Below are 11,055 nucleotides of genomic sequence, written 5' to 3'. Positions count from 1 at the left end.
CCGTCCCCCACGTCGAGGTTCAGCGGCTGAATCACCTGGGTTTTGCCATCCCAGCTTTTGGTTACTGCCTGTAGTTTCAAACCTGCCATAAAAGGTTGTATCCCTTGATTGTTCATGAACGTCGCTGGCGGCTATTTTTGCTCGGGGCAAGGCGCAAGCGTCGCAGTTTGGTGGGCCCAAATAAGACGCGAGTCGCCCGGTACCGGAGGGAAATGGCCCCGGACTACTTCTCACTGTCCACTAAACCGCGCACAAACGCGCGCTGCATGGCTAAAACGATAACAACCGGGGGAATCAGCGTCAGCAGCATTGCCGCCATCACCTGATTCCACTGCGTGGTACCTTCGCCGGTGGCGATCATGCCTTTGATACCCGCCACCGCGGTGCCGAGATTGACGTCCTGAATAATCAGCAGCGGCCACAGGTACTGGTTCCAGCCGTAGATAAAGGTGATAACGAACAGCGCCGCGAGATTGGTTTTCGACAGCGGCAGCACGATGTCGCGGAAAAAGCGCATCGGCGAGGCGCCGTCGATGCGCGCCGCTTCAATCAGCTCATCCGGCAGGGTCATAAAGAACTGGCGGAACAGGAAGGTGGCGGTTGCCGAGGCCATCAGCGGCAGCGTCAGGCCGGCGTAGCTATCGAGCATCTTCAGGTTGGCAATCACCTCTACCGTCGGGAAAATTCGCACCTCAACCGGCAGCATCAGGGTAATAAAGATCATCCAGAAGAACAGGTTACGTAGCGGGAAGCGGAACCAGACGATGGCGAACGCCGACAGCATCGACACCACGATTTTGCCCACCGTAATGCTGAACGCCATGATGAAGCTGTTGAGCATCATCAGCCAGAACGGCGCGCTGTTGGCCCCCACGCCCTGCTGCCAGATGGTAGCCATATTTTCCAGAAGGTGGCCGCCGGGGATCAGCGTCATCGGCGTCTCAAAGACCGCCTTGTTGTCCAGCGTGGCCGCGACGAAGGCGACGTACAGCGGGAACAGAATGACGGCAATTCCCGCAATCAGCATGGTGTGGCTGAAAATCGTCAGCCCGGGACGGTTCTCAATCATTGGTAGCGCACCTTACGTTCAACATAGCGGAACTGAACCACCGTCAGCACAATCACCAGCATCATCAGCACCACCGACTGCGCGGCGGAAGCGGAGAGATCGAGCCCGGCAAAGCCTTCACGATAGATCTTATAAATCAGCGTCGTCGTCGCCTGGACCGGCCCGCCGGCGGTGGCGGCATCGATAACCGGGAAGGTATCGAAGAAGGCGTAAACCAGGTTGACGACCAGCAGGAAGAAGCTCACCGGCGCAATCAGCGGCAGCGCCAGCTTGAAGAAGCGGCGGATCGGGCCGGCCCCGTCAATCGCCGCGGCCTCCACCAGCGAGCGCGGGATCGACTGCAGCGCGGCGAAGAAGAACAGGAAGTTGTAGCTAATCTGCTTCCATACCGACGCAAACACCACGAGGAACATCGCCTGGCCGCTGTTCTGCGCATGGTTCCAGTCGTAGCCCATCTCGGCGAGGAAATGGGTAATCAGCCCGCGTCCCGGGTTAAAGAGGAAAATCCACAGCACCGCGGCAACCGCGGGCGCGACGGCATAGGGCAGCAGCATCAGCGTTTGATAGAAGCGGCTGCCGCGCACCACGTAGTCGACCAGCGCGGCGAAGAACAGCGAGACGATCAGGCCGCTCAACGTCACCATCGAGCTGAACTTGATGGTGGTCCAGAATGAGTCCAGATAGTACGGGTCGTGGAACAGGGTAACGAAGTTATCCATACCGACGAACTGGCTGGAGAGGCCAAACGGGTCGACGCTTTGCAGCGAATACCACAGAGCCTCGCCCGCGGGCCAGATAAAGAAAATAATGGTGATAATCAGCTGCGGCGCAACCAGCAGATAGGGCAGCCAGCGCGAGCGGAATACCGGACGGGTTGATGACATGAGGTTACTCTTTTGCTCGATGATGCCTACCGATTCACTGCTACCGGCGATCGTCAAAGGCGGATGTCCCCCGGCGAGCGCGGCGCTACCGGGGAACCTCCGTTCGACCTACTGCCCTGAATCAATCGGCATCAATACGTTACGACTTAGTCGACTGCTCGAAGCGACGCAGCAGCTGGTTACCGCGCTCAACCGCTGAATCCAGCGCCTGCTGCGGGGTTTTCTTGCCGGTCCAAACGCTTTCCAGCTCCTCGTCCACCACGGTGCGGATCTGCGGCATATTGCCCAGGCGCAGGCCTTTGGTGAACGGCAGCGGCGGCTTGTTCAGCATCTGACGAGTGGCGATATCGGCGCCGGGGTTCTTATCATAGAAGCCCTGCTGACGGGTCAGATCGTAGGCGGCGGTAGTGATCGGCAGATAGCCGGTTTTCTGGTGCCATTCCGCAGCGATTTCCGGTTTTGTGAGGAACTCGAGGAATTTCGCCACCCCGGTGTAGGTCTCTTTATCTTTACCCTGCATCACCCACAGGCTCGCCCCGCCGATAATAGCGTTCTGCGGCGCGCCCTTAACGTCGGCATCGTACGGCATCATCCCGACGCCATAGTTGAATTTGGCGTACTGGCGGATATCGGCAAGCGAACCGGAGGAGGCGGTGGTAATCGCGCAGTCACCGTTATAGAACTTCTCGGTGGACTCATCTTTACGCCCGAAGTAGCTGAAGTCGCCCTTCTTGTTCATCGCTTCCAGCATGGCGATATGCTTCACCTGCTCCGGCTTGTTGAACTCCAGAACCGCATCGGTACCGTCGAAGCCGTTATTTTTGGTGGCGACCGGCAGGCCGTGCCAGGCGCTGAAGTTCTCAATCTGAATCCAGCCCTGCCAGCCGCTGGCGTAGCCGCACTTCATTCCGGCGGCCTTCAGCTTCGCGGTATAGGCGGCCAGATCCTGCCAGGTTTTCGGCGGCTGCTCCGGATCTAAGCCGGCTTTTTTGAAGGCGTCTTTGTTGTAGTACAGCACCGGGGTGGAGCTGTTAAAAGGCTGGGAGAGAAGGTGGCCAGTTTTAGAGTCGGTGTAGTAGCCGGAAACGGTCGGCACGAACTGCGATTCATCAAACTTAATGCCCGCATCGGTGAAGACCTGATACACCGGCTTGATGGCTTTTGACGCCATCATCGTCGCGGTGCCGACTTCATAAACCTGCAGCAGCGCCGGGGCGTTGCCGGTACGAAACGCGGCGATACCGGCGCTCAGGCTCTGCTCGTAGTTACCTTTGTAGACCGGCGTAATTTTGTAATCCGGATTGGCCGCGTTGAAACGCTGCGCCAGAGAATCAACTTCTTTACCCAGCTCCCCTTCCATTGAGTGCCAGAACGGGATGGTAGTTACTGCGAGGGCCTGGCCGGCAAATGCCAGGCTAAGCGCCAGTCCTAAAGCCGTATGTCGTAACGATATCATCGGTTATCTCTCTTGTTGTTCCAGATGCGCGATTTCACGCGTTTGATGTTCGCGGGGGTAACATGACATGCTCGAATTACAGAAAAATAACTCTTTTATTACAAAAAAAAGATAGTAAGACGTCAGGGAGATGGCAAGACGATGAAAGATCGGAGACGGGAAAGTGGGAGCTGCGACACGCCAGGGGGATAATTGCCGGCCGGCGGGGTTCTTGCTGAGGGATATCCCGGCCGGGCGGCCGGGAATAAGCGCGAAAGGCGTGGATTACCCTCCCAGATAGGCGCTACGCACCGCTTCGTTAGCCAGCAGCGCGTCGCCGGTATCCTCAAGCACCACGTGGCCGTTCTCGAGCACGTAGCCGCGATCGGCAAGCTTCAGCGCCTGGTTGGCGTTCTGCTCCACAAGGAAAATGGTCATCCCCTGCTCGCGCAGCTGTTCGATGGTGTTGAAAATTTGCTGGATGATAATCGGCGCCAGGCCCAGAGAAGGTTCATCCAGCAGCAGCAGGCGCGGCTGGCTCATCAGCGCGCGGCCAATCGCCAGCATCTGCTGTTCGCCGCCGGACATGGTGCCCGCGCGCTGAATGCGGCGCTCAAGCAGACGCGGGAACAGCTCGTATACCCACTTAATGCGGGTCTGGAACTGGTCACGGTCGGCAAAAAAGCCGCCCATCGCGAGGTTCTCTTCGACCGTCATCCGCGAGAAGACGCGACGCCCTTCCGGAACAATCGCCACCGCTTCGCGCATGATTTTCGCGGTCTGCCAGTCGGTAATATCCTTACCGTCAAACACCACCTTTCCGCTGCTGGCGCGCGGGTCGCCGCACAGGGTGCCAAGCAGCGTGGTTTTACCCGCGCCGTTGGCGCCAATCAGGGTCACAATCTCCCCCTGATTGATATGCAGGCTGACGTTATGCAGCGCCTGGATCTTGCCGTAGTGGGCGCTTACGTTGTCAAAAGATAACATCACTTTTTCCATGCTTATGCCTCACCAAGGTACGCGCGGATCACGTCCGGGTTGTTGCGGATCTCTTCCGGCGTTCCGCTGGCCAGCGGCGTGCCCTGGTTTACCACGTAAATGCGATCGGAAATGCCCATCACCAGCTTCATATCGTGTTCAATCAGCAGGATGGTGGTGTTGTGATGACTGCGCAGCTCGGCGATCAGCTCGTCGAGCTCCTTGGTCTCTTTGGGGTTCAGGCCCGCCGCCGGTTCGTCCAGCATCAGAATTTCCGGCTGCGTCACCATGCAGCGGGCGATCTCCAGCCGCCGCTGGTCGCCGTAGGCAAGGTTGCTGGCCTGGCGGTTAGCCTGCTCCAGCAGGCCGATACGCTCGAGCCAGGTCGCGGCGCGATCCAGCGCTTCGCTCTGCGCGCGACGGAAGGTCGGCGTTTTCAGCAGCCCGGAGAAGACGCCGGTTTTCAGCTGCTGATGCTGCGCTACCAGCAGGTTTTCAATCACCGTCATTTCACGGAACAGGCGCACGTGCTGGAAGGTACGCACGACGCCCATGCGGGCAATCTGCTGACCCGGCAGCCCTTCCAGGTGCTGGTCACGCAGCATAATCGAACCGCCGGTCGGCTTATAGAAACCGGTGAGGCAGTTAAAGACCGTGGTCTTCCCGGCGCCGTTAGGGCCGATCAGCGAAACAATTTCCTGCGGACGCAGCTCCAGCGACACGTTGTTGACCGCCAGCAGGCCGCCAAAGCGCATCATCAGGCCGCTTACGGATAATAATGGCTGACTCATGCCTGCTCTCCTTTAGCCTGACCTTTTTTCAGCTTCAGCTGCGGGCGCGTCATCGGCAGCAGACCCTGCGGACGCCAGATCATCATCAGTACCATCAGGCCACCCAGCATCAGCATGCTGTATTCGTTGAAATCACGCATCAGCTCGCGCGAGACCACCAGTAAAATAGCGGCCAGAATCACCGCAAACTGCGAGCCCATCCCGCCCAGCACGACGATGGCCAGCACGAAGGCCGACTCGGCGAAGGTAAAGGATTCCGGGCTAACGAAGCCCTGGCGGGCGGCAAACAGCGTCCCGGCAAAGCCGGCAAACGCGGCGCTGATGGTAAAGGCGGTCAGCTTGATGCGCGTCGGATTGAGGCCCAGAGAACGACAGGCAATCTCATCTTCACGCAGCGCTTCCCACGCGCGGCCCAGCGGCATGCGCAGCAGGCGGTTAATCACGAACAGCGAGAGGACCACCAGCAGCAGCGCCACCAGGTAGAGGAAAATAACCCGATCGCTGGGGTCATACTTGACGCCAAAGAAGTTGCTGAAGGTATCCCATCCGCCTTCGCGGGCGCTGCGGCTAAACTCGAGGCCAAACAGCGTCGGCTTAGGGATCTGGCTGATGCCGTTCGGGCCGCCGGTCACTTCGGTGTTATTGAGCAGCAAAATACGCACAATTTCGCCGAAGCCGAGAGTCACAATCGCCAGATAGTCACCGCGCAGGCGCAGCACCGGGAAGCCCAGCAGGAAGCCCGCAGCGGCCGAGACCAGCCCCGCCAGCGGCAGGCAGGTCCAGAAGCCGAGGCCGTAATAGTGGTTCAGCAGCGCGAAGGTGTAGGCGCCGATAGCGTAGAAGCCACCGTAGCCCAGCACCAGCAGGCCGGACAGCCCCACCACCACGTTCAGCCCCAGGCCGAGAATGATGTAAATCATGGTCAGAGTGGCGATATCCACCGTGCCGCGCGACACCATAAACGGCCACGCGACGGCGATAACCAGCAGCGCCACCAGGAACAGCTTCTGCTTTACCGTCGACCCGTCGATGGCCGGCAGAATAAACTTCGGCCCGGAGACGTTTTTCAGGGTTTTCTGGAACAGCGGGCGCATCAGCTGGAAGAGGAAGACCACCGCCGTGCCGATGAAGATCCACTGCCAGCGGATATCCGCCGCGGTATCCACCACCAGTTTGGTGCCGTCCAGCTCCAGCTGCACGCCCATAAAGACGCCGGCCAGAATAAAGAACATCACCGCGGAGAGCAGCGCCATTGCAATATGCATCGGTTTCATACTTTCTCAACCTCCGGGCGACCGAGGATACCGGTAGGCATCACTAACAGCACCAGAATCAGCAGCGCAAAGGAGACCACGTCTTTATATTCGGTGCTGAGATAGGCGGAGGAGAGCGCTTCGGCGATACCCAAAATCAGGCCGCCGATCATCGCGCCAGGAATACTGCCGATGCCGCCCAGGACCGCGGCGGTAAAGGCTTTCATCCCGGCCATAAAGCCAATATAGGGGTTGATAACGCCGTAGAACTGACCGAGCAGTACCCCGGCGACCGCCGCCATCGCGGCGCCGATAACAAAGGTCAGGGCAATAACGCGATCGGTGTTAATCCCCAGCAGGCTGGCCATTTTCAGGTCTTCCGCACAGGCGCGGCAGGCGCGCCCCATGCGCGAATAGCGGATAAACAGCGTCAGCGCCAGCATCGCCACAAAGGTGACGATCCAAATCACCAGCTGCATGGTGGTGATCGTGGCGGAGAAGTTTTCGCTGCTGCCCACCGTCCACTGGCCGTTAAACAGGCTCGGCAGCGCCACGTCGCGCGACCCTTCCGTCAGGCTGACGTAGTTTTGCAGGAAGATTGACATCCCGATGGCGGAAATCAGCGCAATCAGGCGCTTGGAGCTGCGCACCGGCCGATAGGCCACGCGTTCAATACTCCAGCCATAGGCGCTGGCAATAATGATAGCCCCGACGAATCCGGCGGCGACCAGCAGCCAGCTGGTGTCGATACCCATCATCATCAGCGCGGCAATGATCATGAAGGAGACGTAGCTCCCTATCATATACACCTCGCCGTGGGCGAAGTTAATCATGCCAATAATGCCGTATACCATCGTGTAACCGATGGCGATCAGCGCATAGGTACTGCCCAGCGTGACGCCGTTAAACATCTGCTGCAGAAAGTAGAGAAACTGCTCGGACATAAGGTAACCTTTCTAAACCCGGCAAGGCGGGATGTTGAATCCCACTCTCAACGATTCGAGCGGCGGACGGACGGCAAACCGTTCCCTTCCCGGAAGCCCCGGAGCGGAAACGTCGTCGACGCATCTGCGGCTCGAACCATGACGAGGGGTTGTCTTATTTTGCGGCCGAGGATGACCCATCCGCGTGCCACTGGAAGACACCAAACTCAAATCCCTTCAAATCGCCTTTTTCGTCCCAATTCAGCGGCCCAATCACGGTTTTCGCGCCGTGAGCTTTCAGATCTTTGATTAAGTCCAGCGGCTCCTGGCTGCTGCTTCTGTCCATCGCCTGCGCTAAGGACTGCACGGCGGCGTAGGTAATCCAGACGTACGGCCCGCTCGGATCTTTTTTCTCCGCTTTCAGCGCGTCTACGATAGCGCTGTTTGCCGGATCCTGGTCATAGCGTTTCGGCATTGTCACCAGCATGCCTTCTGCCGCGGCGCCTGCGATATTGGACAGCGAAGCATTGCCCACGCCCTCAGGACCCATAAAGACGGTTTTCAGGCCGTTAGCCCGCGCCTGGCGCAGCATCTGGCCCATTTCCGGGTAATAGCCGCCGTAGTAGACGAAATCAATATTCTCTTTCTGCAGGCGAGAAAGCAGCGCCGAGAAGTCTTTCTCACCGGCGGTGATCCCATCGAAAAAGACGATGTTGGCATTGCCTTTTTTCAGGCTCTCCTGGACCGAACGCGCCAGCCCTTCACCGTACTGCTGCTTGTCATGAATGATAGCAATACGCTGCGGTTTCACCGTTTCCAGAATATATTTTGCGGCGGTCGGCCCCTGGGAGGAGTCGAGGCCGGCGGTACGCATGATGTACTGATAGCCGCGCTGGGTCAGCTCGGGGTTGGTGGCCCCCGGAGAGATCATCAGAATGCCTTCATCTTCGTAGATATCGGAGGCCGGCTGGGTTGAGGAGGAGCAGAGGTGGCCGATAACGTATTTAATCCCTTCGTTAACGATTTTGTTCGCTACCGCGACGGCCTGTTTAGGGTCGCAGGCGTCGTCATACTCCACGCCGACCAGCTTATCGCCCTTAATCCCGCCCTGGGCGTTGATATCTTTAATTGCCTGACGCGCGCCGTTGAACTCCATGTCGCCCCATTGCGCTACCGGGCCAGACATGGCACCCACGACGGCGACTTTTATCTCTTTGGCGATTACCGCGTGCGACATGGTCAGTGCGACTAATCCCGCAATGATTGTTTTCGCGTTCCTTTTCATGCTTCAGAACCCCGTTCGTAATGTGGTGTAAATATTTTGTATTTTTATGGTTAAAAAGCATTCTGTGCTTTTATTAAACAACGCTACTTTTACCATGATCTTTAATGGTTTAGCGCAGTTTTTTGCCGGAAACCAGATTAAAATCTCTATTTTTCAGGCGATTAAGCAAAGATAATATTCTGTATTCACGCGAAGATAAACAAAAAAAGTCCCGTTTTCAGCATAAAATAACGATACATAAGGCGGAATAAAACGCTGCACTTTAGGTTAAAACTCTGCTTATTTTTCGATCCATAACGCATTGCGCTACCCTGCATTCGCCAGGAAAACGAATCGCCTGATGAATGCGCAAAAAACAGCGCTCCGCCGGGCAGTCATTTTAGGTACACTGACGCATCCGTTTTGACTGGACTTGCCGCGCATGAAACTGACCATTATTCGTTTAACGCACTTCAGCGATCAGGATCGCATCGATTTAGGGAAAATCTGGCCGTCACGCGATCTGGACGGGCTCCCAATGGATGAAGGCCACGCTATTTACGCCGCCCGCTTTAACGAGCGCCTGCTGGCCGCCGTTTGCGTGACCTTAGACGGCGCAGAGGGCGAGCTGAGCGCGCTGTGCGTGCGAGAAGTCACCCGCCGTCGCGGCGTCGGGCAGTATCTGGTGGAAGAAGTGCTGCAAAGACATCCAGAAATCGGTCGCTGGCGGATGGCGGATACCGGTATTGAAGACCGGCGCGTCATGTCAGCGTTTATGCAGGCTCTGGGCTTCAGCGCCCAGGACGGCGGTTGGCAAAAGCATTAAAAACGAAGCGGGAAAACCCCGGATGATGGCGCATCGCGCCTTATCCGGGCGACGGTGACTTCAGTTTGTCCAGCATGACATTTATTTAGCCGAGAACCACCGCTTTCTCCGACCACAATCACGCCGCATTTAACCAATAATCCCCTGCTTTTCCCGGCCGTAAATTGACCGTTTATTTAACCAGGATTTTTCTCTTATCCGGCCTACAAATTGACAATTTATTTAACCGAGAATTTCGCGCTACAGGCAGGCGGCAAGCTCTGAAATCCCCGGGAGCTTACATAAGTAAGTGACCGGGGTTGAAGAGCGCAGCCAACGCACCTGTAGCGTGAAAGGCGAAGGTTAAATTATTTGGCGTCGGTCGCGGTGCCATCGGCATGCCACGTAAACACGCCGAACTCGAAGCCTTTCAGGTCGCCCTTCGCATCCCATGACAGCGGTCCCATCACGGTATCAACGGAGTTTGCCTTCAGGTATTTCGCGATAGCCGCCGGGTCTTCAGACTGGTTCAGGCCCGCCTGCAGCGACTGGATCGCCGCGTAGGTAGTCCAGACAAACGCGCCGCTCGGATCCTGTTTTTTCGCCTTGATGGCGTCAACGATCGGTTTGTTCGCCGGAACCTGGTCATAGTTCTTCGGCTTGGTGACCAGCATGCCTTCAGCGGACTGACCGGCAATGTTAGACAGGGAAACGTTCGCTACGCCTTCCGGCCCCATAAACTGCGTTTTCAGGCCGGCCGCGCGCGATTGCCGCAGAATCTGCCCCATTTCCGGGTGATAGCCGCCGTAGTAAACGAAGTCGATATTTTCTTTCTTCAGACGCGCCACCAGCGTAGAGAAATCTTTCTCACCGGCGGTGATGCCGTCAAAGAACACGACGTTAGCGCCGCCTTTTTTCAGGCCATCCTGCACCGCGCGCGCCAGACCTTCACCGTACTGCTGCTTATCGTGAACGATAGCGATACGCTTCGGTTTCACCTTATCAATGATGTATTTAGCCGCCGTCGGGCCCTGGTCAGAATCCAGGCCGGTGGTGCGCAGAATCATTTTATATCCGCGCGCGGTCAGCTCCGGCGCCGTTGCGGCCGGAGTGATCATCAGAATGCCTTCGTCTTCATAGATATCGGACGCCGGCTGAGTAGAAGAGGAGCATAAGTGGCCGATAACGTACTTAATGCCGTCATTAACGACCTTGTTAGCCACCGCTACCGCCTGTTTCGGGTCGCAGGCATCATCATATTTTACGATTTGCAGCTTATTGCCTTTGATACCGCCCTTCGCGTTAATATCGGCAACCGCCTGCTCAGCGCCGGTAAACTCCTGATCGCCATACTGCGCCACCGGGCCAGACATCGCGCCAACCACGGCAATTTTGATATCTTCAGCCAGCGCTGCATTGCTCATTACCAAGGCGATACATCCTGCCAGTAACGCTTTACCCTTCATATTCATCCTGAAGCTCCCCATTATTATGGTTTTTTGCATTTGTTGTGATGTTGTTTTTTAGCGCATTATTCTAATTAATCACATAAGAAAAGCATATGATAGCTAGATTAAGGTCTGCCGCTCGCGCCTTTGCAGCACACTATGCTAGAACATATCCCATTTTTCAGAATTTGAAACAACATTTTTT

10 protein-coding genes and 1 pseudogene are annotated in these 11,055 nt (G+C 56.9%); 1 reads left to right on the top strand and 10 read right to left on the bottom strand.

What is annotated here, in order from left to right; genetic code table 11:
• The 9 genes and pseudogenes from PFH44_RS09520 to livK all read right to left on the bottom strand — a co-directional run.
• A pseudogene (locus PFH44_RS09520) lies at positions 1-89 on the bottom strand (hypothetical protein); the annotation flags it as partial.
• 134 nt (positions 90-223) lie between these two features.
• The gene (gene ugpE, locus PFH44_RS09515) at positions 224-1,069 is read right to left on the bottom strand and encodes a sn-glycerol-3-phosphate ABC transporter permease UgpE (protein WP_045854004.1); all 846 of its coding nucleotides are present in this window, start codon (positions 1,067-1,069) and stop codon (positions 224-226) included.
• Positions 1,066-1,953: a sn-glycerol-3-phosphate ABC transporter permease UgpA gene (gene ugpA / locus PFH44_RS09510; RefSeq protein ID WP_045854003.1), complete on the bottom strand. Its 888-nt coding sequence runs from the start codon at positions 1,951-1,953 to the stop codon at positions 1,066-1,068. The genes ugpE and ugpA overlap by 4 nt, the downstream gene beginning before the upstream one ends.
• 139 nt (positions 1,954-2,092) lie before the next feature.
• The gene (gene ugpB, locus PFH44_RS09505) at positions 2,093-3,409 is read right to left on the bottom strand and encodes a sn-glycerol-3-phosphate ABC transporter substrate-binding protein UgpB (RefSeq protein ID WP_041143047.1); all 1,317 of its coding nucleotides are present in this window, start codon (positions 3,407-3,409) and stop codon (positions 2,093-2,095) included.
• Positions 3,410-3,673: 264 nt separating this feature from the next.
• On the bottom strand, positions 3,674-4,387 hold the full coding sequence (gene livF / locus PFH44_RS09500) for a high-affinity branched-chain amino acid ABC transporter ATP-binding protein LivF (RefSeq protein WP_004868545.1): 714 nt from the start codon (positions 4,385-4,387) through the stop codon (positions 3,674-3,676).
• 2 nt (positions 4,388-4,389) lie between these two features.
• The gene (livG, locus tag PFH44_RS09495; RefSeq protein WP_283824878.1) at positions 4,390-5,157 is read right to left on the bottom strand and encodes a high-affinity branched-chain amino acid ABC transporter ATP-binding protein LivG; all 768 of its coding nucleotides are present in this window, start codon (positions 5,155-5,157) and stop codon (positions 4,390-4,392) included.
• Positions 5,154-6,431, bottom strand: coding sequence for a branched chain amino acid ABC transporter permease LivM (livM, locus tag PFH44_RS09490; protein WP_045854000.1), 1,278 nt, complete (start codon positions 6,429-6,431; stop codon positions 5,154-5,156). The genes livG and livM overlap by 4 nt, the downstream gene beginning before the upstream one ends.
• On the bottom strand, positions 6,428-7,354 hold the full coding sequence (gene livH, locus PFH44_RS09485; RefSeq protein WP_041143050.1) for a high-affinity branched-chain amino acid ABC transporter permease LivH: 927 nt from the start codon (positions 7,352-7,354) through the stop codon (positions 6,428-6,430). The genes livM and livH overlap by 4 nt, the downstream gene beginning before the upstream one ends.
• Positions 7,355-7,508: 154 nt before the next feature.
• Positions 7,509-8,618, bottom strand: a complete 1,110-nt coding sequence (gene livK, locus PFH44_RS09480; RefSeq protein ID WP_041143051.1) for a high-affinity branched-chain amino acid ABC transporter substrate-binding protein LivK — start codon at positions 8,616-8,618, stop codon at positions 7,509-7,511.
• 421 nt (positions 8,619-9,039) lie between these two features.
• Between livK and panM the strand changes: the two genes are divergently transcribed.
• Positions 9,040-9,423, top strand: a complete 384-nt coding sequence (gene panM / locus PFH44_RS09475; RefSeq protein ID WP_283824877.1) for an aspartate 1-decarboxylase autocleavage activator PanM — start codon at positions 9,040-9,042, stop codon at positions 9,421-9,423.
• 347 nt (positions 9,424-9,770) lie between these two features.
• Here the strand turns inward: panM and livJ are convergent, their stop codons facing one another.
• Positions 9,771-10,874 (bottom strand): branched chain amino acid ABC transporter substrate-binding protein LivJ, encoded by a 1,104-nt coding sequence (livJ, locus tag PFH44_RS09470; RefSeq protein ID WP_115191735.1) that lies wholly within the window; start codon positions 10,872-10,874, stop codon positions 9,771-9,773.
• Positions 10,875-11,055 lie beyond the last annotated feature (181 nt).

The organism is Klebsiella sp. Ech2A (assembly GCF_030078455.1).
In the GTDB taxonomy this organism is placed as follows: domain Bacteria; phylum Pseudomonadota; class Gammaproteobacteria; order Enterobacterales; family Enterobacteriaceae; genus Klebsiella; species Klebsiella terrigena.
This window is presented reverse-complemented; position numbering and strand designations above follow the sequence as displayed.